The sequence below is a fragment of the Paraburkholderia sp. J8-2 genome (assembly GCF_905220195.1).
Classification (GTDB): domain Bacteria; phylum Pseudomonadota; class Gammaproteobacteria; order Burkholderiales; family Burkholderiaceae; genus Paraburkholderia.
On record NZ_CAJMZA010000047.1, the window covers coordinates 17369 to 39755 of the forward strand.

Consider the following 22387-nt stretch of genomic DNA (forward strand, 5'->3'; position numbering starts at 1 on the left):
CCGGTTGAGGGGGATCTCATTCACGCGGTGCGTGCACCGGCAAGCTCGCCCGCATTCGCACTGGCCGGTGCGCCTGTCGGCAGGACGCTGCGGCCGTGGGTCTCGTTGATGATTTCCGCGGCGGACAGGTAGAACGCGACGAGCGCGGTAATCAGCCCGGCATACCCTCCCACGTGATGGATCAGGAGCGAACCCGTCCATTCGCTTGCGGCCAGCAGGAAGAATGTGATCCACAGCGCGACGAAGAGGAGTTGCAGAGTCCGCGAGGCGCGCCAGGTCGCGATCCACATGTAAAACGTGAAGACGCCCCAAAGCAGCAGATACCAGCCGACGAACGCCGGCACGACATGCTCGTGCAGGAACATGAGGTACAGCGCCAACGACCACCAGAACGCGCCATAGGCGATGAATGCCGTTGCGCCGAACGTGTTGCCACGCGGGATTTCGATGAGTCCCGCGATCGCCTGCGCGGAGCCGCCAAATGCAAGGGCACAGGCGAGCACGAGGCCCAGCGCGTCGCCGCTGAACCATCCGGCGTTGATCATGCTGAGCAGCCACGTGGTGAGGGCGAATCCGGCGAGGCCGAGCGATGCGGGGTTGGGGGCGGTAGTTTTCATGAGGAGTAGCTCCTGTTCATGCTGCCTTGCTGAATTGCGCGATGACGCCCGGGTTTTCGACCGTCGAGGTGTCCTGATCTACGGCTTCGCCCTTCGCAACCGAGCGAAGCAGGCGGCGCACGATCTTGCCGGAACGTGTTTTCGGCATCGCGTCGCCGAAACGGATTTCGCGCGGCTTGGCGATCGGACCGATCTCGTGACCCACCCAGGTGCGAAGTGCTTCGGCAATGCGCTGTACCTCACCGTCAACGGGGCGCGCGCCTTTGAGCACCACAAAGGCGACGATGGCTTCGCCCGTCGTTGCGTCCGGCCGGCCTACCACGGCGGCCTCGGCGACCTCCGGGTGGGCGGCGAGCGCGGATTCGATCTCCATCGTGCCCATGCGGTGGCCGGAGACGTTGAGCACATCGTCCACGCGGCCCGTGATCGTGAAATAGCCGGTTTGGGCATCGCGAATCGCACCGTCGCCTGCGAGGTAGAGCTTCCCGCCAAGTTCTTCCGGAAAGTAGCCGGCGCGATAGCGCGCCGGGTTGCCCCAGATCGTGCGCAGCATCGAGGGCCAAGGCTGTTTGATCACGAGCAGGCCACCGTTGCCATTCGGTACGTCGTTTCCGGATTCGTCGACGATCGCCGCCTCGATACCGGGCAACGGCAGGGTGCACGAACCCGCCACCAGCGGCGTGACACCGGGAAGCGGCGCGATCATGTGGCCTCCCGTCTCGGTTTGCCAGAACGTGTCCAGCACGGGACAGCGGTTGCCGCCTACCTGTGCGGCGAACCAACGCCACGCCTCCGGGTTGATCGGCTCGCCCACGGTGCCGAGCAGGCGCAGCGAGTTCAGGTCATAGCGTGACGGATGCACGCGCGGTTCGTTGTCGGTCGCCTTGATGAGCGAGCGGATGGCGGTGGGCGCCGTATAGAAGATCGAGACCTTGTGGCGCTCGATCATCTGCCAGAAGCGCCCGGCGTCTGGCCAGGTCGGTACGCCTTCGAAAATCACCTGGGTGGCGCCCGCTGCGGTCGGGCCGTAGCAGATATAGCTATGGCCTGTGATCCAGCCAATGTCGGCCGTACACCAGAACACATCCGACGCCCGGATATCGAAAGTCCACTTCATCGTGAGCGCCGCCCACAGCAGATAGCCGCCCGTGCTGTGCTGCACGCCCTTGGGAGTGCCTGTAGAGCCAGAGGTGTAGAGGATGAAGAGCGGATGCTCCGCGTCAACCCACTCGGGCTCGCACCAGGCCGGTTGCGCTTGCTCGATCTCGTGCAACCAGACGTCACGCTGCGCATGCCAAGGGATCGGGCCGCCCGTGCGCTGATAGACGACCACGGTATGCACGTTTTCTTTGCCCCCCATTGCGAGCGCTTCATCGGCGATTGCCTTGAGTGGCAGATGGCGGCCGCCGCGCACCTGCTCATCGGCGGTGATGAGCACGCAGGCTCCGACGTCCGCCATGCGTTCATGCAGCGACTTCGCGGAAAAGCCACCAAAGACGACGGAATGCGGCGCGCCGATGCGCGCGCATGCCTGCATCGCGACCACGCCTTCAACCGACATGGGCAGATAGATCATCACGCAATCGCCGCGCCGCACGCCGCGTGCGCGCAGCGCGTTCGCGACCCGGCACACGCGCTCGAGCAGTTCGGCATATGTAAGGGCCGTGACCTTGCCGTCGTCGGCTTCGAAAATCAGAGCGGTGCGTTCGGCACCGCCGTTCGCCACGTGCCGGTCCAAACAGTTGTATGAGGCATTGAGCAGTCCGTCGTCGAACCACTTGAAGAACGGCGCGTTCGATACATCGAGCGTACGCGTAAATGGCCGCTTCCACTCGAGGTGCTCGCGCGCGAGACGTGCCCAGAACGCGTCGGGGTCGCGTCGAGCTTCGTCAACGAGCGCTTGATAAGCCGGCATGCCGTCGATGGCGGCGCCCTTCAGCAAGGGAATCGGGGATGGAGCGATGCCAGTGGGCGTCGGTTCGGGTTGGGACATGGTCTCCTCGCATGCGCAATACGGTTGGCAATCAAGACAAGCGTCTCTTGTGTCGTGCGGCTTCAGTCTCGGGCCTCGGCGGTAAAGGCGGTTGATTCAGATCAACGAGAAATTGGGGTACGTAAAAGCAGTCGCCATCGCGCCATCGATTCACAATCAATTGACTGAGATCAGTTGCAAGCGGAGCCCGTTGCGTAGGTTGAGTGGGTCGTCATGACACGACGTGCGCCAGGGAGACTGTCAAATGGCTAGGCCCGTTTATCGAAAGATTCTGCTGGCAGTCGACGGTAGTGAATCTGCCCGCCGCGCCACGGAGGAAGCAGTCGCGCTCGCAGCAGTCGCTCACGCGCGGGTGCATGCGGTGTATGTCGTGCATAAATGGGGCCTGGCGCCATACTCCGGCTACTTCGATCCCGAAGCGCTCGGCAGGGTGCTGAACGAGGACGGCCGCCTCGCGCTCGAAGAAGTGCGGCGGGCGATGAAAGACCGTAAAGTGCCCGCCTCGATGGAGATTTGCGAGACGCTTGGGAAATCTGACTCGATCCCGGAATGCCTGCAGCGCTGCGCAAGAATGCAGGAAGCGGATCTTGTCGTCATGGGTACGCACGGCAGGCATGGCGTGGGCAGGGCGGTGCTGGGCAGTGTCGCCGAGGGGTTCCTCCGAATATCGTCGTGTCCGGTGCTGGTCGTGCGCGGCTAGCGCCGGCATTTTCTTACGCGGTTGCCGCGGCGGCCGTAGCCCATCGCTTACGCATAGTTCCGTTATTCCTACAACAATCTCGGAGGGCGCTCATTGGATTGCTTGCGGACGCGGACCATACTGCAGCCATCGGATCGACGCGTGGCTGTGTGCCGCAAGTCAGCCGAAAAAATGGAAGGAGATGGCGATGAACGAGCAGCGGACATCTTTACGTTCACTTGTAGACAAGTGGCTTGCTCCGACGCCTTCGGCGCCAGGATACGTGACGAAATTCGGTCATATCGCGTCGTTGCACCTGCGCTACGTCCGCATGGAAGGTGGTGCGGCAACCGCGCCGCGATCCATCATCTTCTTCCGTCATGCTGATGGCTCATGGTACGTATTTCCGCCTGTGCAAGCGCACCCCGCCATGGGACTGTGTTTTCGCACAAGATGATAGGGGATGCTGCCGAAACAGGTACCGCTGACACCGACTTGGCCGCGTTGGTAATGGATACGTCGAGGCAGGACCGTGAGCGATTCCAGCAGTGTGCCTGCGGCCTCTTCGTTTCCAGGTTTGAATCCACGCACACCCGTTGCCCAATTGCGCAAGATGATGTCCCTTTCCAGGCGCGCGTCTGGACGCTGCGCCAATGAGGGCCTGCGAGGACCGGCAGCTCCGCTTAAGCGTTGATCGGCACAGCGAATTACAGCCGTCGAAAGAAGAGCCACGGCACTGACACAGATCAATCACGTTACGTTGGACGGTGCTTGAATGAAAGCGCAATTGCGGCAAGGAGCAGGGTGATAATCGGTCCCTCTGTAAAGGCCCCGACCATCCCGATTCCATACCAGAAGCTGCTCACGGTGGTCGCGATCGTCGATCGGCACGATCCGCAAATGAAGGCGTTGCGCGACGAATTCGCGGCAGCGAACGTCACCTAGGGGCGAACCATGGCTGACCAACCCAGAAAGATGAATGTCGTCCAGCTGACGTTCATTGTCACTGTAAATATGATGGGTTCCGGCATCATCATGCTGCCGACCAACATGGCGAAGGTCGGAGCCATCTCGCTGCTTTCGTGGCTGGTGACAGCAATCGGATCGCTGGCGATTGCGTATGGCTTCGCCGAAGCCGGGCTGCTTAACCAGCGGGCGGGCGGTATGGCGGCGTACGCGGAGGATGCCTACGGCAAGGACGGGTACTTCCAGGTGTTCTTTCTGTACTTCCTGTCGATTGCCATCGCCAACGTTGCAGTCGCAAGCTCGGCGCTCGGCTATCTCGCCGCGTTCTTTCCTGTTCTGACGTCGTCGCCGATCGCCACGTGCCTCGGCGTGATTGGTCTGTTGTGGCTGACTACCGCTGCGAACTTCGGTGGACCGAAGATCACCGGGCGAATAGGCTCGGTGACCGTGTGGGGCGTCATTCTTCCCGTCGGCTTCATGTCGTTTTTCGGCTGGTTCTGGTTCCGTGGCTCAACCTTCACAGCTGCGTGGAACCCGCAGGGACTGCGCATCGTCGAAGGCATGGGTTCGAGCATCTCGCTCACGCTGTGGGCGTTCCTCGGCATGGAATCGGCGGTGCAGAACTCCTCGGCGGTCGAGAATCCGAAGCGCGACGTCCCGCTCGCCTGCATGTTTGGCACGCTGGGCGCCGCAGTGATCTACGTACTCTCGACCGCCGTGATCCAGGGAATCGTGCCCAATGCCGACCTCGCAAAGTCCACCGGGCCGTTCGGGCTCGCGTTTGCGCACATGTTCAACCCGGCGATTGGCCAGATCGTGATGGCGCTCGCGGCAATGGCATGCGTTGGGTCCCTGCTCGGCTGGCAGTTCACGCTGGCGCAGACCGCGAAGGATGCCGCCGACAGCAACATGTTCCCGTCGATCTTCAGCAAGGCCACGGGCGCGGGCGCGCCAATTGCCGGTATGGTCATTATGGGAGTCGTGCAATCGTTGATGGCGCTGTCCACGATTTCGCCGAACCTCAGTGAACAGTTCGCGGCGCTCGTCAACCTCGCTGTCGTCACCAACGTCCTGCCATACATCATCTCACTGTCGGCGCTGTTCGTCATGATGCGCAGTTCGGGCACCGAGGCCAGCAAGTACAAGTTCAACGCTCTCGTGGCGGTCGTTGCGATCGCTTACTCCGTGTATGCGATCTACGCGTCCGGCAAGGACGCCGTGCTCGGTGGAATGCTCGTTATGGCAGTGGGCTACGCGATCTACGGCTTCGTGGCCGCGCGTCCCTCGCGTTCGACGGCTGGGCGCGCGGCCTCCAGTGCCACGACCGCCATGATCGTTGCCTTGGTCGCTCTCGCTGGACTGGCCGGACTGGCTCCGCGGCCTGCCCGGGCCAACGATACTTCGCCGACCGGAACCCTGCAGCGGATCAAGCAGTCTGGCACCGTCAACCTTGGCTATGTCGAAGACTCCAAACCGTTCTCGTTTGTCGACAACGCCGGCCACGTGACGGGCTACACGATCGCGCTGTGTGAGGAGATTGCCGCGCAGATCAAGAGCGACCTGGGACTTTCCGCGCTGAAGGTCAACTGGGTGAGCCTCAAGTTCGGAGACCGCACGCGCGCCATACAGCAACACCGGATCGACCTGCTGTGCGGCGACCTCGACAACCTGGCCGGAAGGCAGGGGAAGTCGTTCTCGATTCCGGTCTATGAGGGGGGTATTGGTGCGATTCTGCGCACGGATGCGCCGACAGGTCTCAAGGAGATACTCTCTGGCATCAGCTCCTCCCGTCCCCTCTGGCGCGCATCACCCGCGCAGCTCGTGTCGCAACAAACTGTTTCGGTATTGTCCGGCGGCCCCTCTGAACGTTGGCTCGCCGGCAAGCTTGCCCAACTCGAGATTCCTGCGACCGTCGTACCCGTTCCCAGTGTTCAGGCCGGGGTGCAGCGAGTCGTCGGCCGACAGTCGAGTGTCTTCTTCGGAGAGCGCGCGCTGTTGTTGGCGGCGATGCGCAACAGTCCGGCGTCAGGCGAACTCATCGTGCTCGATCGCCATTTCTCGTATCTCCCAGTGGCAATCGGGATGGCTCGAGACGACGACACGCTGCGCCTCCTCGTCGACCGGACGCTAAGTCGCCTCTACGCCTCTGCGGAGTTCCACGCGTTATACGCAAGGTATTTCGGCGAGCCCGAAGCCGATACGTGGAACTTCTTCCGCGCGAGCGCGCTTCCGGAATGAACATCTCCCGTTCGGCAACGTCGCCCTTCGACGCGCCACGCCATGCCAGACTGGCGACGTTATATCCAGCCGATTCCCGGAGCGATTGAATACCATCAAGGTCACGTCGATCATGAAATCTCCCAGAAAAGACTGCTCGAGCGCGTGGGCCGGATGCCAGGAGTCCTCTTCGATACCGCGTTGGCGGCATGCCAACTCATATGGCGGACTTCTGCCGGTTGCGGACCGCGAAACGCCGAAGGCGGGCTAACGTCCAACCTCGACCCCGCAGAGGAGACCGTGTGCGGGAAGACACCTACGTGTTGATGACCATGAGGACACCAACCTCTATCGTGTTCGTTGTAGATGACGACGAACATGTTCGCAATGCGTTTTGCCGCCTGCTGCGATCGAGCGACTATACGGTGCAGGCATTTGAGAGTGCCAGCGCATTCCTGGAGCATGCGGATCTGGCGAGTGCGCCAGCATGCCTGCTTCTCGATTTACAGCTACCTGAACTGAACGGCATCGAACTGCAGCGCCGGCTCAATGGCGTCGTGCCGATCGTGCTTATTTCCGCACACGGCGACATGAACACGGCAGTCGAAGCGATGAAGGCAGGGGCGTCAGATTTTCTGGCCAAGCCGATCGATGCGGACGTACTGTTCAGTGCCACGGTACGCGCGCTGGAACAAGCCGGGCATCTGTTCGAGCAGCGAGAATGGCACGCGGAGGTTGAGCACCGCGTCGGAACACTGACGCCGCGCGAACGCGAGGTCATGGCGCTTGTGGTGAAAGGGTGGCCGAACAAACTCGTTGCCGACGAGTTGGGCGCGGCGGAGAAAACCATCAAGATTCACCGGGCGCGTGTGATGACGAAAATGAAGGTGAGGTCGCTCGCCGAACTCGTGCGACTCTGCGCGACTGCCGGATTCTATGCACCGGACCTGCCATCTCTGCCATCAGGGCACATGCAGCCTTCAGGTCCGCACAAAGACTGATCCGCGATCCTCCTTCACAAAATTCAGGCCATCGAAGATAGCGCGAACCCGGCACCCGCCGACGCTGTAGTGATGCGAATTCAGTGTCTCCCCTCTACCTGGTGGGCGGCGTTATGTAGTCACAGTGCTCGCATTACAGCGTCGATGTCCAGGCCGCCGGGAAGGAGTTCCGCACGGGAGTAGCGGACAAGTGCGAAGGCGCGCGTTCGGGGTGGGTCGCCAGGAATGCGGGCAACCCGAAATTCGATCTCGCGGCTCCCCTGGGTAACGTCCTGCCTCACCACGTTCATCAGGTCAAGGCGAACGCGGCGTGTATCGATGTATAAATAATCGGCGGGATGCAAATAGACTTCGCAGACACGGTCCAACTCGAGTTCGATCGCTTCAGTGGGGACCCGAAGCGCAGCCAGATTGCGGGCGTTGTCGTCAATCTGAACCTTTAGCCTGGCCAGTTCGTCGGCACTGGCGTCCGGGCCTTCTCCCAGCACTGCGCGGATGCCGACACCCTGGCGTTCGAGCAAGGCCACGCGTGCCTCCAGCAGCGCGCGTCCTTTCGTGATGAGATCACGGCGGTCAATAGCCAGTCGGGCTAACCCTTCGAGTGCCAGCTGGTCCACCAGCCGGCGCGCAATTTCGTCGCGGAGATCAGTTTCTGTCTGACCGCAGATGATGACGCGATGGTCGCTGAAGCAAAGTTTCGTCTGGGGGACGTCCTGGCGGACCATCTCTCCCTCGAGCGCCACGCCCAGTACGTGGCGTTCGTACATCGCCATACCAAGCGTTGCATACGCGTGCGAAAGGGCCGGGTTTTGGGCGAAGAAGTCGCGCAGTTCTTCCGAACGACTGAATAATTTGGCCAGGTCGTCCGGCGTGGCAAAAAGTGCGCGGATCAGCGGATCAGTAGACCACGCAGCCGAATTCGCCTCATGCGATGGAGGCAACGCGCCGATCAGTGCGTCGATATAGTCGAGCGATACGGCAACGGCGTCGCCGAGGCGTTCCTTGTGGCGCCGCGCGAATCGCAGGCGCGGATTGACCGCGATAGCGCGTTCGACCATTTCGTCGAGGCGCGCACTTTCTCCATGCGCGCGTTGCGGCTGCTTCAGGCTCGACAGCCAGGCAAGGACCCCCATTTGTCACTCCTCACAAGGAATTACCGTTGTGTCCGGAATCCGTCGCTGGTGGCAACTTTGAACTCCTGGGCATTTGGTGACCTGACAGCGGAACCGTGGCCTGGCCCTCTCCGGGACTCGAAGCCGGCGCTGGCGCAATAGCAGTCGGCGGCGTCGGCGCCACGGCAGTGTGGACGAGCAATCCGGCCGACGCAAGAAATATAGCGGCGAGCAAAACGAAATCCATGAAGTTGGCACCCTTGGCGTGAGAAGTCAGGTGCTGATCCGCGTGCGCGTGTCGCAGGCACGTCGCCCCCCACCTGACAAGCGCGACCTAGATCTAACGTACCGCCGCACCCCGGTGTTCAATTGACGTATGTCAAAATTCCCGTTCGACCAGGCGGTCTTCGCGAGCCGATCAAACTACCTGGGCCAATCGCCTCATCGGCTCGCCGCCGTGAAGCATCGTTTGCGGCCTGCCGTCCCGGATTAGAGGAGCGGTTGCGCCAGCCGGAGGAGCACATTTCCGGGGCGGCAGCGTGTGCTTAGGAATCGCGTTGGCTTCCGCCGAAAATCACCGATGTTCGCCGGTCATGCGGCATGCGAGATCGCGCGTGCTGGCGCAGGCGGGTCGCTGGATTCATCGCAATCGGTGGTTGACGGGGTTTCATGCTGACCGGGCGCCGTCGGACGAATCGACGCTTCAAGTGGAAGCCAGATGCGTTGCCCTCCGTAAAGCTGGAAATCGTTTTGCAGGATTGCACGCAGAAGCGTCTGTTTCCCTAGCTGGAAGGCAAGGCGGATCTGCTCCTCCGTGAGGTCAGCCGCGCCAAGCGCTGTGCAGACGGATTCATAAGAGATCGAGAAGGCTCGATATCCCCACCCGAACCCGTATGCGGAGAACCACACGTCCGTTCCGTGAGTCAGTACGGGCGGTGTGATCCAGATTGAAGGCTGATTCATGGACTTCACTCCTCCGAAGACGTAAGGTCATCAATGATGGACCTCCGTCAGACGTTCCATTTCGCCTGCGCTATCTGATCGGAACAGTGCGTTAGCATTGGAAAGCGCTCGGCCACAGACCGCTCGATTCATACAGGTGAATAGAAGGGGCCGGTAAAGCTTAAGGTAGTGCCCTGCCTTCAGCGATCGCGCCCCCAGTTGCGGGTCTGTTTGTCTGGTGTGTATGAATGACAGCCTAGGCTTTGCAAGGGGCATTCTTTTGATATAAGTCAATTTTGCGTCGTCAGCGTAACAGGACGACCGGGCGCCGCATCGACCGCGAACATGCGGATGCGATCTTCATTCACCTCGTCATTTTTGTCGTCGACCACGGTTTCCCGGATTCGACCGGGTATCTCCAGGTTGACGTGAATCAACTGGCGAGGGCGCATTTGCGAGTCTAGTTCAAGTTGCCGGTAACACGAACTGTGGCACCAGCAACTGACAAGCCATAGTGATGCAGGTCTATCTGGATGACGTTTCACCTCGGCGCCACCCATGAAAGCGCATTTGACTGCACAGGCACGCTCGAGGCGCGAACGCGGTCCGGAAGCCATTGCGTGGTTCCGGGCTGCTTGGGGGAGAGAAATGGGATGGAATCGACGATACAGTCTGGTCAGTCACGTGCGCTCTTCGCTTTGGATCGTACCGCTCGTCGCAGTCATCGCTGCCATGGTCCTCAAACGCGTTGCCGTTGCGCTCGGCGAGTGGCTGGTCAAAGCGCATGGGTATGATACCCAGAACGGCTTCCTCTCAGTGAGCGCTGAGGAAGCTCACGCAATACTTGACCGCATCTTTACGCTCAACCTGTCATGTCTGGTATTCACGTTCAGTTCCTTGCTCGTCGCGATCCAGATTGCGGGCGGGCAATATACGCCTCGGATCATCGCAACGACGTTGCTTCGCAATAACGTGATCCGCTGGGTGGTGGGACTCTTCGTCTTCTCGATGCTCTGGACCCACAGAACAATGATCGAAATTGGGCAGAGCGACGTCATACCACAATTGCAGGTGGCCCTTGCGACCGCGATCGGGCTCGCTTCACTCGTCGCCTTCATCCTACTGATCGACTATTCGGCTCGCCTACTGAGGCCGGTGAGTCTCGTGTGCCGCGTCGCCGAGCAGGGGTTCACTGTGATCCGCAATGTGTACCCCGATCAGCTACCCGATCAGGAGGAGTCCACATCGTCTGACGATGCCGCAGTAGCGGAAGTGGACAAAGCACGGACGAAGCGCGAGCCGCCTAATCGTGTAGTCATCCTTCACGGTAGATCCGGTGTCGTTCTAGCGGTCAATCTGCCGGGGCTTGTTCTGGAGGCGCAGCGTGCCGACTGCTTTATTGAATTTGCGGTACAGGTGGGAGATTTCGTAGCAACCGACGAGCCACTATTCTATCTGTATGGCAATTCCGGGGCGTTGAGTGATCGTCGGTTGCAGAGCCTCGTCGCGCTCGGCTCGGAGCGGACGATGGAGCAGGATCCCATGTTCGCGTTTCGCATCGAGGTAGACATTGCGCTGAAAGCGCTTTCGCCTGCCATCAACGACCCGACGACTGCCGTGCTTGCGATCGATCAGTTGCACAGGCTGCTGCGGATGGTCGGGAAACGGTCGCTGGCTAATCGGGAGATTTACGACCGGGGCGGCCAACCTCGTGTGGCGTTCTACACACCCGACTGGGAGGACTATGTTCATATCTGCTTCAGGGAGATCCGCATCGCTGGAGCCGGAAGCATCCAGATCGACCGGCGCCTGCGCGCCATGATCGATAACCTCACGATCACGCTTCCCGTATCACACCGCGCCGCATTGCGCCGCGAGCTGGACCTACTTGATGCAGCGATCGAGTGCGAGAAGATCTTGAAGGAAGATGCGCTATTGGCGCGCATCGGGGACACGCAGGGGATCGGTGGTTCGTCTGTCGCGTCCAGCGCCAGAAGCCGGCCACGACACGTTGTCAGCATGCCCCAGGATCGGCAGTCAGGCGTTAGCGACGGGAGTGCAAAACGTTAAAGCGCTGGTTGCCTCGCAACAGGCGACGCCGCACGCGCGGCAGCCTGTAACTGCGAGACCAGCGCCAACTGGATGCGAGGCGTCGCGGCGTTCGGGAGACACGATGTGGGATATCAACGGCCGCTCCTGTTGAAGGGCGGCGGAAGCACGTGGACACACGAGGGATCTAGAGCCGAATTGAATTCGGACAGGGGTGATCTCGACGCGCGATGCCCTCTTGAATGCTGTCATGTGTCAACGCGCCATCGCGCAAGGCGCTCGACTTCATCCCGGAGCCGATCACGGAGAGCGCTGTATCGTCTGTCGAAAAGGGCCCTTAGCCCGAGGCGGGAAGGCGGGACGCGGGGCGTATGGCACGTTTCGTGCGCTGGCGCTCATCGCGCCAACGCAACGGTCCGCCGTCCCGCTCGATTTCGATGGCAGTCGCTTCGACATAGTCGATCCCTGACGCTGTCGCCAATGCTAAGTCCCGCAGAAAGCTTGTTGGGCGAGGCCTGCAATGTCACCGTCTGGGTCGGACCTCGCAGGGTGCCTGGCGATCATCGCGATCAGTCCGCACAACAGCTGCTATGGCTTCAACGCGATGCAAGGACAGCGAAGAGCCGAGGGCCTGCCCCATTGTGAATCCCTTGTCTATGCGTTCACGGAGCACGGGCGAAGCGGACTTGTCGGCCCGCGATGCGCATTGCCATTCAGATCTCGCGGGATGTGCAGCGCAGATATCGAGGCTGCTGGTCAGACGAGGCAGGTTGACCTGCGTCAATATCAGGGGTGGCCACCCGCTTATCTTGAATTTAATTACCTGAGCGTTCCGGCAAGCGGTAGTCCTCTTCATCTTCATACGAACGCTATTCAGGGTTCGGCGAATGGTGTGTCGGCGTTTCCAGATACCCGGAGCGTGTGCCATTGCCGCAACGTATTAGTGAAAAAGCCGTAGTAGCGAGGTGGAGACATGGACAAAGCCGTTTCACGCAAGGTCGCAAGTGCGACAGCGGAAAAAAAAGACACTTACCGCACGCCAGACGAACGCTCATCAGACGGACGAATTATCCGTGATTCGGTCCCACGCTCATCGCAGGCAGGATGGGAAGCGCCTGCGAACCGCCGCAATATGATTGAAATTCTGAATGAGTCCAGTGAAGGCCGACTTCCACATCTGATACCGATCCGCTACGGCCGGATGGCGGCGTCGCCGTTTGCCTTCTATCGCGGTGCTGCTGCCATCATGGCAGCCGATCTCGCGGAAACGCCTACGAGTGGCATCCGTGTCCAGGCTTGTGGCGACGCGCACCTGATGAATTTTGGTGGTTTTGCGACTCCAGAGCGCAACGTAATCTTCGACATCAACGATCTCGACGAGACGCTGCCTGCTCCGTTCGAGTGGGATCTGAAGCGTCTCGCAGCGAGCGTGGCGATTGCTGGCCAGCATCTGGAGTTGCCATCCAGCGATACCGCACGCATCGCCGTCGATCTTGTGCGGGAGTACAGGGAGCATATGCACGACTATGCATCCATGCGTATGCTCGACATCTGGTATGACAGGATCGATCTGCAAAAATATCAGGACCGCACGGGAGATCCCGAGATCGTCGAGGCGGCGCGCAAGCGGTTTGCGCAGCGAATCGAAACCGAACGCCAAAAGACCGTTCCGGATCATCTGTATCCGAAACTTGTCTCGGAGGAGGGAGAACACCCACGCATCAAGGATGAGCCACCTCTCATGTTCCATCCCACTGGAGAATTTGCGCCAGGCCTTGCGTCCGGTTACTCGGAGGCCATTGCATCCTATCGGCAGAGCCTCCCCGAACACGTACGGAGCCTGTTCGACCGTTTCCATTTTGTCGATCTGGCGATGAAGGTTGTCGGGGTCGGGAGTGTCGGAACAATGTGCGGCGTCGGTCTGTTCATGGCATCCGACAACGATCCGCTGTTCCTGCAGGTCAAGGAGGCAAGGGCATCAGTGCTCGAGCCATACGCAGGCAAGAGCCTGCATGCGAATCACGGAGAGCGTGTCGTTGCCGGGCAGCGGGTCATGCAGTCCGCGAGTGATGTTTTTCTGGGGTGGACTCGCGGAAAGAACGGGCGGGACTTTTATATCCGGCAGCTTCGAGACATGAAGCTGTCCGTCGTCATCGAGGATCTCGACACGGGCATGCTCAGACAGTATGCACGCATGTGTGCACACGCCCTGGCGCGTGCTCATGCGCGCTCGGGCGATGCGGCAATGATGGCGGGCTACATGGGTTCAGGTCAGACCTTCGACGATGCGATCGGCGAATTCGCAATGGAATACCGTGCACAAAACCGGCTCGACTATCGTGCGTTCATTCAGTTGATCCGGGAAGGGCAGATCCAGGCGGCGAGAGAGCAATAGGCGGGAGGCGGTGCCTGCCTGATATACACGCTCGCACGTGCCCCGAAACGAAGTCGAGACGACGAGGCGGAGAGCGCGACCTGTGCGAAGGCTGCACGGGGCGAACGTGCCGCGAATCAGAGGTACCACATCCGGTCCGGATCCCCATGAGGAGAGCGTGGTGGATGAAGAACATGTGCCCGCGGCGGGCACCGAAGCAACTGCGCCCACCAGGGGCTGGCGCGCGATACTCGTGCCGGCGCAATGGCTGCCGGATTACAGGTTGCCGTGGCTTTCATCCGATCTCGTCGCCGGGGTCACCCTGGCTGCGTATGGAATACCCGTATCGCTTGCATATGCGACGCTCGCTGGGTTGCCAGCCCAGTATGGCATTTACTGCTATCTGGTCGGCGGCATCTTCTACGCACTGTTTGGCACCTCCCGCCAACTGGCCATTGGGCCGACTTCGGCGATTTCGATGCTCGTGGGGGTTACAGTCGTGGACATGGCAGGCGGCGATCCCGGGCGGTTCGCCTCCATTGCCGCATTGACGGCGATCCTTATCGCAGCCATGTGCCTGATCGGCTGGATTCTGCGGCTAAGCTCGCTCGTCAACTTCATTAGTGAAACAATCCTGCTTGGCTTCAAGGCAGGCGCTGCACTGACCATAGCGCTGACCCAGTTGCCGAAGCTTTTCGGAGTCAAAGGAGGGGGAGAGCAGTTCTTCGAACGAATCTCGATCCTGATCGGGCAGCTTCCTGACACACAGCTCGTTGTACTTGCTTTCGGGATCGGCGCGCTAGCCCTTTTGATTCTTGGGGAAAAGCTTCTGCCGGGGCGCCCAGTCGCGTTGTTCGTGGTCGCGCTTTCCATCGTTCTGCTATCGCGGACACCGTTGGGTGCCATGGGATTCAAGGTCGTCGGAGCATTGCCACGCGGCCTCCCGGTTTTTCACCTGCCCTCGCTGCGCGTTCGGGACGTCGACGGCATTGTTCCATTGGCGTTTGCCTGTCTGCTGTTGTCGTACGTGGAAAGCGTATCGGCCGCTCGCGCAATCGCGCAGAAGAACGGCTACGAAATTGATCCGCGTCAGGAACTACTAGGGCTCGGCGCGGCGAACCTCGCCGCAGGCTTGTTCCAGGGGTATCCCGTCGCGGGGGGGCTGTCCCAATCGTCGGTCAACGACAAGGCGGGCGCAAAGACGCCGCTCGCGCTGGTATTTGCTTCAATCGCTATTGGACTGTGCCTGATGTTCCTCACAGGCCTGCTGACCAACCTGCCCAACGTCGTACTGGCAGCCATCGTGCTTGTGGCCGTGAAGGGCCTCATTGACATTCGGGAATTGCGTCACCTCTGGCGGGTCAGCCGCTACGAGTTCATGGTGTCGATGGTCGCATTCATTGCGGTCCTGTTGCTGGGAATTCTCAAAGGCGTGATCTTCGCTGTGCTGGCCTCAATGCTTCTGCTAATCAGGCGTGCCGCCCATCCACACGTGGCAGTTCTTGGACGCATTCCCGACACGCACCGCTATTCGGATATCGAGCGCCACGCCGATAACGAGCAGATTCCCGGTGTGCTGATGTTCCGCGTCGAGGCGTCGCTGCTTTACTTCAACGCCGACCACGTGCGCACCGCGATTACGGCGAGAATCCTGTCGGCGACCTGGCCCGTGAAGCTGGTGATACTGGATCTCTCGAACTCTCCCGCGGTGGACATCGCAGGCGCCAGGATGCTGGCGACTTTGCACACGGACCTGGTCGGTGCAGGAAGGCGGCTGCGCATCGTGGCTGCGCATGGCAGCGCGCGCGATATGTTACGCGCAGAAGGGCTGGAGGAACTCGTTGGCGACATTAGCCGACGGATCTCGGTGGACGACGCGATCGAGACTTACTTGCGCGAAATGGATACGGCGGGCATCGATACCGTCGGTCCGGTGCCGGGAGCGCGGCCGGGTCCCGGTGCCCACCGCGAAAGCGGATAGTTGGCGCGAGATTTTCTATTGCGCGCTGCACGAGGTTCATTGTCCGGCAGCAGATTAAAGACGCAGCGGTCAATGATCGAACCAGCGATACTGCAGAGCAACCGTTACGGTCTGGAAATTGCCCGCCGCGCGCGTTACGAAGCCGCGCGAGTATGCGAACTTGGCCGACAAGCCGCGCCCGAGCGGCACCGCGAGCGTGACGCCGCCGCGCACGTTGGCCTGCCGACTGCCGTTCGGCACTCCATCGACGCTCGTGTTGCCTCCCAGTGCGTAACCGAGGTCGACGGCAAGCCAGAATCCTGGCCGGAAGCTGTATCCGCCGTGCAGTTGCGTGACTGTGAGCAGCGCCTGGCTCTTGTCGTGCCCATTAAAGTAGTTCGTGTTGTTCGTGAAGAACCAGGCACCGACCGAAGCGTCGAAGAACCAGTTCCCCCATGGTTGTGAAAACCCGAGCTCAGGTTTGAACGCCCAGCGGTGGTTGCCTACGTTGACAAGGTGCGAGGGAACGTACTGGCCAGTCGGTGCCTGGATTATGAGGCTCGTCCCGAGCGCGGTGCTTGGGAGCGCCTTCGCGAAATCTTCCGGGGAAAGCGCGGGATTGCCAATCAGGTTGAGTGCAAAGCGTATCTGCATGTCGCCGATGCCGGCGCGATGAACGGTAGTTGGCGCATCAATGACAAGTCCACTCAGGTCGCCGTTCACGAAAGGTACACCAAGCCCGATAGACGCCGTGCGGCCCGCCAGTGCGAACGTATGGACGTAGCCAAGCACGAAGTTGTTGATTTGCGCGCTGACGCCGCTGATCGGTAGTGACGGGTCGGTAAGGACGTCGCCGCTCACGTGCGAGTAGCCCGCAACGACGAAGTTCGTGCCAACCGGAGAGGGTGAGTAGGTTCGCGGTTCCAGCTCTTGCGCTTGCGATGCACTCGCTCGCCAGAGCAATGCCGCGGCGCAGCAGCAGCTAGCGGATCGCCTGCTCATGGCGGTTCAATCCGGCGTGTCGCCAACGCGCAGTGCGCGCGGCGTGCTTCGTACGGTTGGCCTGCAAGGTCACGTCCCAGCGTAACAGGGCCGTTCGCCGCGATGAATAGGACTTTGGTCCGATTGCCCGGCGGTAGCCCCATATGAAAGCCGTGTGGTGGAGGGAATTGAAAGGCGCTTGAGTCCTAACCTGTACAGGGTCAGCCCTGTTCGCTGGCGCGCGACCGGGTGTCGTCGCAGACTTACCGGCGGAGGGAGGTCTGCTTGCACAGCGTTTTGGCTGCCTCCGACCATAAACTGTCGGGATCAAGATCGACATATTCTGTGTCGCCCTCCCAACGTTTCATCAGTTTTCCATGAAGCCATTTAGTATCGGAAATCATCGAGTATTGCCAGGTAGCACACTGAAAAATCAACCGTACATCGCGTCTGTCGTAGAAGACGTCCCCGGGGTTACTCGGCTTGGCAAGGGAAATCCGAAGCCGGACGTAAACGAGCGGCGGCTCGACCGAAAGAGTGTCCCGGTCAATCCATATCGTCCCGGTAGGTGCCGTATAAACAGCCTGCCAGGTGGCTGCATGTCCACCGGCGAAGACGCCCGCCAGAACACCCAGGATCATGGCGTTCCGCAGCATGTATTCTCCTCGGACTCGTCGAGTCGCCGTTACTGAAATGCCGCCAGATTCCCGCTTGCAAAACGTGTATGGCCGACGGAGGTGCTGGTGAAGCTGCAATGTCCGGTATCGGTTGTTATCCGAGCCGGGAAATCGCTCGTTGCGGTCGCTGCAGAAAATGGATCGGCGATTTTTCCGCGGCAAGCAACGCCAGCTCCTATAGCAACAGCCCGAACAATTTCTTGAGCAGGTCTTCCAGCGACATCATTGTGAGTGCCAGCGGCACGATAGGAACAATAACGGCTACTGCGAGACGCACGACGGCGTCCCTGGTAACGGGTGCGATACGCATTGACCGGACCACATCGAAGCTGTTCGCGAGATCTGCCAGGGACTGGATGTCGCCGCTGCCCACCAAGGCCTCGCCCGCAGAGGAGCCGCCCCGCAGCCATTTGGCGTCGAACTCACGCACGTAACGTTCGGCCAGCGCGCCGTATTCGTTCAAGCCTGTCCGCTTCGCCTGTGCCAACTGAGGTGCAAAAACCAGCAATGGGCCAAAGACCAGGCAGAGCAGGAAGAGGACCATTGCGCCCGTCTCAACCTTGAATTCGGTGAGTACGGCACCCGCGAAGAAAATGCGGTTGGCGAACTGGGCAGCGAGCATCGCACCGTGCGCGACAAGCAGGGCCGTGAACGCGTAGACAGTGTTGGCAAGGAATCCCAGGCCGCCGACGCGATCAGGATGAGTGGGTACCAGGCTCAGTTCGATACGCGATACCTGCCAAAGAAACCGCATCCAGATGAACAATCGGAAATACCAGCGGATCAACAAGAACTGGAATATCGGCACGCTCAAATAGGCATACCAGAATCCGGCGAGAGAGAGCGTTAAGCCGCCGGGCGTGGGTACGGCATACCATGTCGCCGTCGTTTGTAGCGCGGTGTACTGGCGCCATATAACGAAAACACCCACGCCGTACACGAATGCGAGCATCAGTAGCTCAGCGGCAACTGAGTTACGTAGCCGGAATGCTGATCTGATGGCCTCATCGAATCGTGTTGCTGAAGCCTCCGGAATAATCTTTCGATCGAGGAATGCGCGAGCGATCGGACGCAGGCGCCGATGCACGACAAGTTCGGCGATGATCAATACGGGCACCGCTACAAGGAAGCGGATGTGAACTTCCAGATCTAGCAGGAATGGTATGGCCACACTGCGACTTAACAGATGGCCCTCCAATGCGGATAGGACCAGTAAAGGCAGCCATGCCACGAGCGAGATGACCAGCACCCGCTGGCGCACTAACTCCAGCGCGTCGTCGGTCACGTGCGCCCGGCGCAGAAGCTGATAGAGTGGACCGCCCAAAACCAGCGAAAAATTCTGCGTGTCCTGCAGGATCTCGTCCGCAGAGGGTGGAGTACGGTCAGTCTTCCGTGGACCCAAACTAAGGTGGTAATTCATGGTTTGGTGCCCCATACAGTGAGTTCCACCGCGGCGGGTCAGTAGTCGCACACACTCACCCTTCGATGTGAGGTTCATCGTAGGGCCGAATGCGTCGAAAAAATTGATATAGGTCATATTGGCGCCATCCATGCGCCGAGCGAATCCGGCTACTGAACCACCTGCTCGCACATCTCAGCGACAAGGCAACCTGCGAACGAGCGAGCCATCGGCGTCCCGGCCTAAGCCGCTCGCGCGTAAAGGTTCCAGGCCAACGCCGAAGCCCAAGGTGCGCCCGCATTTGTCCAACTGCTTACCTTGAGAACGCTGCCGCATGCACCCTCGCTGATCTTTGACTTCGATCAAAATCGGCGTCGCATTCTGACAGTATTAAATGAATGGGTTTCGTCGGTAGGTCTCTTCAAATCGTATCTTGGGCGGCCAGACAGGACCCTATCTTGCTGAAGTGTCGAGCGTTTCAATGGCCTGGCCGCCGTTCGGAACCTTGATTTGTGCGCGCCCCCGGTCATCGAACAGTTGCAGAGTCGTGACAGGTAAAACAATCCATCTCACGCGGCGATCCGGCGCGCTCCTGTCCTCGGATTGAAGGAGACCTCTCATGTCCGATTCTGTGCCTTCGACTGGATCCACTGCGGCGACCGAGTCCGCCGTCGCACCGGCTCCTGCCCCGAAACTGCGCCTCGGCGCGCTAACCGCGCTCGTCGTAGGGTCCATGATTGGCGGTGGCATCTTCTCTTTGCCGCAGAACATGGCGGTCAGCGCCGATGCGTGCGCTGTATTGGTTGGTTGGGCCATTACGGCCGTCGGCATGCTGACTCTCGCGTTCGTCTTCCAGACTCTCGCGAACCGCAAGCCCGAACTCGACGGTGGCGTCTATGTCTACGCCAAGGAGGGCTTTGGCGACTACATGGGCTTTTCGTCGGCCTGGGGATACTGGATCAGCGCCTGGCTTGGCAACGTCGGCTACTTTGTGCTGCTCTTCAGCACGTTCGGCTACTTCTTCCCGATCTTCGGCGAAGGTAATACGCCAATCTCCATCATCTGCGCATCAGTGCTGCTGTGGGGCGTGCATTTCCTCGTGCTCCAGGGCATCAAGGAGGCAGCCTTCGTCAACCTCGTCACGACGATCGCCAAGATCGTACCGATCGTCGTGTTCATCGTGATCTGCGCCCTCGCTTTCAAGGCGAATATCTTCACGAGCGACTTTTTCGGCCTGAACAACCCCAAGCTCGGTAGCGTCACGAACCAGGTCCGCAACATGATGCTGGTGACGGTGTGGGTGTTTATCGGGATCGAGGGCGCCAGCATCTTCTCTGCGCGCGCCGAGAAGCGCACCGATGTCGGTAAGGCGACCGTTGCCGGGTTTGCTGGCGTCCTGCTCGTCCTCGTGCTCGTGAACGTCCTGTCGCTCGGTATCATGACCCAGTCACAGCTCTCTGGGTTGCCAAACCCGTCGATGGCGGGCGTGCTGGAACGTGTCGTCGGCCACTGGGGCGCGGTGCTGATCAGCATCGGCCTGGTCATCTCCCTCCTCGGAGCGTTACTTTCATGGGTGCTCCTGTGCGCGGAAATCATCTTCTCCGCCGCGCGCGACAGCACGATGCCGAAGTTCGTGCGCAAGGAAAACGCGAAGCATGTCCCAGTGAACGCGCTCTGGATGACGAATGGGCTCACGCAGCTGTTCCTGCTCATCACGCTCTTTTCGAAGGGAACCTACCTGTCGCTGATTTATCTGGCGACGTCGATGATCCTGCTGCCGTATTTTTGGTCCGCCGCATACGCGCTCCTCGTCGCCTGGCGTGGCGAAACCTACGAGAACCAATCGAAGGAGCGGAGCAAGGATCTCGTGATCGCGGCGATCTCGGTGGTCTACGCCGTCTGGCTGCTCTACGCCGGCGGGCTCAAGTATGTGCTGCTGTCGGCACTCCTTTATGCGCCTGGCGTACTGCTGTTCGCGAGAGCCAAGCGCGAAGCTGGCCAGCCCGTCTTCACGAACCTCGAGAAACTCGTCTTCATTGCTGTCGTGATCGGTGCATTGTTCGCGGCATCCGGCCTTTACCAGGGCTTCCTCACTCTGTGATTTCAGGAGAAACATGATGGGCACGGAGACAGTCAGATTTGGCGTTCATTCCGAAGCGGGCAAGCTACGCAAGGTGATGGTCTGCTCGCCGGGTCTCGCTCACCAACGCTTGACGCCCAGCAACTGCGACGAACTGCTGTTCGACGACGTTCTCTGGATCAGCCAGGCCAAGCGCGATCATTTCGACTTCGTCACGAAGATGCGTGAGCGCGGCGTGGAAGTCGTCGAGATGCACAACCTGCTGACAGAAACGGTGCGCAACCCCGATGCGCTGAAGTGGATCCTCGACCGGAAGATTCGTCCGGATACGGTCGGCGTGGGTCTGGCGGGGGAGGTGCGGGCCTGGCTGGAGGAACTCGAGCCGCGCAGGCAGGCCGAGTTCCTGATCGGTGGCGTGGTCGCCGAGGACATTCCAGACACCGACCAGGCGAGCGTTCTGAAGGCGTACCGGCAGTATCTCGGCCATTCCAGCTTCGTGCTGCCGCCGCTTCCAAACACACTGTTCACGCGCGACACGACATGCTGGATCTATGGCGGCGTCAGCCTGAACCCGATGTACTGGCCGGCGCGCCGGCAGGAGACGCTGCTGACCACGTCAATCTACAAGTTCCACCCCGACTTCGCGGGGCGCGAGTTTGAGGTTTGGTACGGTGATCCGGACAAGGATCACGGCGCGGCGACACTGGAAGGCGGCGACGTGATGCCCGTTGGCAACGGCGTGCTGCTCATCGGCATGGGCGAGCGCACCTCACGGCAAGCGATCGGCGAACTCGCGCAGAGCCTGTTCGCGAAGGGCGCGGTTGAGCGCATTATCGTCGCCGGACTCCCCAAGTCGCGCGCAGCGATGCACCTCGACACGGTGTTCAGCTTCTGCGATCGCGATCTCGTCACCGTATTCCCGGAGGTCGTCAACGAGATCGTTCCGTTCACGGTGCGCCCTGACGAGTCCTCCTCCGCCAAGCTGAACATCCGCCGCGAGGACAAACCCTTCATCGACGTTGTGGGTGAAGCGCTCGGCCTCCGAAAACTTCGTGTCGTGGAGACGGGCGGCAACAGCTTCGCCGCTGAGCGCGAGCAATGGGACGACGGCAACAACGTCGTCTGCGTCGAACCCGGCGTCGTCATCGGCTACGACCGCAATACCTACACGAACACCCTGCTGCGCAAGGCCGGCGTGGAGGTCATCACGATCACTGCGAGCGAACTCGGACGTGGCCGCGGAGGCGGCCACTGTATGACCTGCCCGCTGATCCGCGACCCCGTCGAGTACTGAGCGCCCCGCGCAAGCCAGGGCCCAAAATTACACCGATGCGGGGCAT

At 60.5% G+C, this 22387-nt stretch carries 17 protein-coding genes; 9 read left to right on the forward strand and 8 right to left on the reverse strand.

Annotated elements, in window-relative coordinates; translation table 11 throughout:
- Window positions 1–20 precede the first annotated feature (20 nt).
- Both U5A52_RS40635 and acs read right to left on the reverse strand, forming a co-directional pair.
- The gene (locus U5A52_RS40635; RefSeq protein ID WP_321939870.1) at window positions 21–617 is read right to left on the reverse strand and encodes an acetate uptake transporter; all 597 of its coding nucleotides are present in this window, start codon (window positions 615–617) and stop codon (window positions 21–23) included.
- A 16-nt stretch (window positions 618–633) separates the two neighbouring features.
- Window positions 634–2610, reverse strand: coding sequence for an acetate--CoA ligase (acs, locus tag U5A52_RS40640; RefSeq protein WP_321939872.1), 1977 nt, complete (start codon window positions 2608–2610; stop codon window positions 634–636).
- Between the two features lie 244 nt (window positions 2611–2854).
- Between acs and U5A52_RS40645 the strand changes: the two genes are divergently transcribed.
- The 4 genes from U5A52_RS40645 (at window position 2855) to U5A52_RS40660 (ending at window position 7473) form a co-directional block, all read left to right on the forward strand.
- Window positions 2855–3310, forward strand: a complete 456-nt coding sequence (locus U5A52_RS40645) for a universal stress protein (protein ID WP_321939874.1) — start codon at window positions 2855–2857, stop codon at window positions 3308–3310.
- Window positions 3311–4093: 783 nt separating this feature from the next.
- Window positions 4094–4234, forward strand: coding sequence for a hypothetical protein (locus U5A52_RS40650; protein ID WP_321939876.1), 141 nt, complete (start codon window positions 4094–4096; stop codon window positions 4232–4234).
- A gap of 9 nt (window positions 4235–4243) precedes the next feature.
- A complete protein-coding gene (gene potE, locus U5A52_RS40655; protein ID WP_321939878.1) occupies window positions 4244–6493 on the forward strand; it encodes a putrescine-ornithine antiporter in 2250 nt (749 codons plus the stop codon).
- A 281-nt stretch (window positions 6494–6774) separates the two neighbouring features.
- The gene (locus U5A52_RS40660; RefSeq protein WP_321939879.1) at window positions 6775–7473 is read left to right on the forward strand and encodes a response regulator transcription factor; all 699 of its coding nucleotides are present in this window, start codon (window positions 6775–6777) and stop codon (window positions 7471–7473) included.
- A 119-nt stretch (window positions 7474–7592) separates the two neighbouring features.
- Here U5A52_RS40660 and U5A52_RS40665 read toward each other — a convergent pair whose 3' ends face one another.
- From U5A52_RS40665 to U5A52_RS40675, 3 genes are all read right to left on the reverse strand, one after another.
- The gene (locus U5A52_RS40665) at window positions 7593–8606 is read right to left on the reverse strand and encodes a hypothetical protein (RefSeq protein WP_321939881.1); all 1014 of its coding nucleotides are present in this window, start codon (window positions 8604–8606) and stop codon (window positions 7593–7595) included.
- A 570-nt stretch (window positions 8607–9176) separates the two neighbouring features.
- Complete coding sequence (locus U5A52_RS40670; protein ID WP_321939884.1) at window positions 9177–9548, reverse strand: hypothetical protein; 372 nt, start codon at window positions 9546–9548, stop codon at window positions 9177–9179.
- 269 nt (window positions 9549–9817) lie between these two features.
- Entirely contained in the window at window positions 9818–9979 is a 162-nt protein-coding gene (locus tag U5A52_RS40675; protein ID WP_321939886.1) for a hypothetical protein, read from the reverse strand.
- A 106-nt stretch (window positions 9980–10085) separates the two neighbouring features.
- On the opposite strand from U5A52_RS40675, the gene U5A52_RS40680 reads away from it, so the two are divergent.
- From U5A52_RS40680 to U5A52_RS40690, 3 genes are all read left to right on the forward strand, one after another.
- Complete coding sequence (locus U5A52_RS40680; RefSeq protein ID WP_321939888.1) at window positions 10086–11597, forward strand: DUF2254 domain-containing protein; 1512 nt, start codon at window positions 10086–10088, stop codon at window positions 11595–11597.
- A 952-nt stretch (window positions 11598–12549) separates the two neighbouring features.
- On the forward strand, window positions 12550–13971 hold the full coding sequence (locus tag U5A52_RS40685) for a DUF2252 domain-containing protein (RefSeq protein WP_321939889.1): 1422 nt from the start codon (window positions 12550–12552) through the stop codon (window positions 13969–13971).
- Between the two features lie 160 nt (window positions 13972–14131).
- Window positions 14132–15931 (forward strand): SulP family inorganic anion transporter, encoded by a 1800-nt coding sequence (locus U5A52_RS40690; RefSeq protein WP_321939890.1) that lies wholly within the window; start codon window positions 14132–14134, stop codon window positions 15929–15931.
- A gap of 69 nt (window positions 15932–16000) precedes the next feature.
- Here the strand turns inward: U5A52_RS40690 and U5A52_RS40695 are convergent, their stop codons facing one another.
- The 3 genes from U5A52_RS40695 to U5A52_RS40705 all read right to left on the reverse strand — a co-directional run bounded on the left by U5A52_RS40695 (window position 16001) and on the right by U5A52_RS40705 (window position 19105).
- Complete coding sequence (locus U5A52_RS40695) at window positions 16001–16912, reverse strand: transporter (RefSeq protein WP_321939892.1); 912 nt, start codon at window positions 16910–16912, stop codon at window positions 16001–16003.
- A 242-nt stretch (window positions 16913–17154) separates the two neighbouring features.
- Window positions 17155–17547, reverse strand: coding sequence for a hypothetical protein (locus tag U5A52_RS40700; protein ID WP_321939894.1), 393 nt, complete (start codon window positions 17545–17547; stop codon window positions 17155–17157).
- Window positions 17548–17743: 196 nt separating this feature from the next.
- Window positions 17744–19105, reverse strand: coding sequence for a hypothetical protein (locus tag U5A52_RS40705; RefSeq protein WP_321939895.1), 1362 nt, complete (start codon window positions 19103–19105; stop codon window positions 17744–17746).
- Window positions 19106–19586: 481 nt separating this feature from the next.
- Here U5A52_RS40705 and arcD point away from each other — a divergent pair, with 481 nt between their 5' ends.
- Both arcD and arcA read left to right on the forward strand, forming a co-directional pair.
- Window positions 19587–21068, forward strand: a complete 1482-nt coding sequence (gene arcD / locus U5A52_RS40710) for an arginine-ornithine antiporter (protein WP_321939896.1) — start codon at window positions 19587–19589, stop codon at window positions 21066–21068.
- A 16-nt stretch (window positions 21069–21084) separates the two neighbouring features.
- A complete protein-coding gene (gene arcA / locus U5A52_RS40715) occupies window positions 21085–22341 on the forward strand; it encodes an arginine deiminase (protein WP_415774132.1) in 1257 nt (418 codons plus the stop codon).
- The last annotated feature ends 46 nt before the right edge of the window (window positions 22342–22387 follow it).

What these genes read in the sequence shown, in the direction of transcription:
- potE (WP_321939878.1), top strand. Translation starts at nt 4,244, where the DNA reads ATGGCTGACCAACCCAGAAAGATGAATGTCGTCCAGCTGACGTTCATT.
- U5A52_RS40665 (WP_321939881.1), bottom strand. Translation starts at nt 8,606, where the DNA reads ATGGGGGTCCTTGCCTGGCTGTCGAGCCTGAAGCAGCCGCAACGCGCG.
- arcD (WP_321939896.1), top strand. Translation starts at nt 19,587, where the DNA reads ATGTCCGATTCTGTGCCTTCGACTGGATCCACTGCGGCGACCGAGTCC.
- U5A52_RS40670 (WP_321939884.1), bottom strand. Translation starts at nt 9,548, where the DNA reads ATGAATCAGCCTTCAATCTGGATCACACCGCCCGTACTGACTCACGGA.
- acs (WP_321939872.1), bottom strand. Translation starts at nt 2,610, where the DNA reads ATGTCCCAACCCGAACCGACGCCCACTGGCATCGCTCCATCCCCGATT.
- U5A52_RS40675 (WP_321939886.1), bottom strand. Translation starts at nt 9,979, where the DNA reads ATGCGCCCTCGCCAGTTGATTCACGTCAACCTGGAGATACCCGGTCGA.
- U5A52_RS40705 (WP_321939895.1), bottom strand. Translation starts at nt 19,105, where the DNA reads ATGACCTATATCAATTTTTTCGACGCATTCGGCCCTACGATGAACCTC.
- U5A52_RS40695 (WP_321939892.1), bottom strand. Translation starts at nt 16,912, where the DNA reads ATGAGCAGGCGATCCGCTAGCTGCTGCTGCGCCGCGGCATTGCTCTGG.
- U5A52_RS40700 (WP_321939894.1), bottom strand. Translation starts at nt 17,547, where the DNA reads ATGCTGCGGAACGCCATGATCCTGGGTGTTCTGGCGGGCGTCTTCGCC.
- arcA (WP_415774132.1), top strand. Translation starts at nt 21,085, where the DNA reads ATGGGCACGGAGACAGTCAGATTTGGCGTTCATTCCGAAGCGGGCAAG.
- U5A52_RS40680 (WP_321939888.1), top strand. Translation starts at nt 10,086, where the DNA reads ATGAAAGCGCATTTGACTGCACAGGCACGCTCGAGGCGCGAACGCGGT.
- U5A52_RS40635 (WP_321939870.1), bottom strand. Translation starts at nt 617, where the DNA reads ATGAAAACTACCGCCCCCAACCCCGCATCGCTCGGCCTCGCCGGATTC.
- U5A52_RS40645 (WP_321939874.1), top strand. Translation starts at nt 2,855, where the DNA reads ATGGCTAGGCCCGTTTATCGAAAGATTCTGCTGGCAGTCGACGGTAGT.
- U5A52_RS40685 (WP_321939889.1), top strand. Translation starts at nt 12,550, where the DNA reads ATGGACAAAGCCGTTTCACGCAAGGTCGCAAGTGCGACAGCGGAAAAA.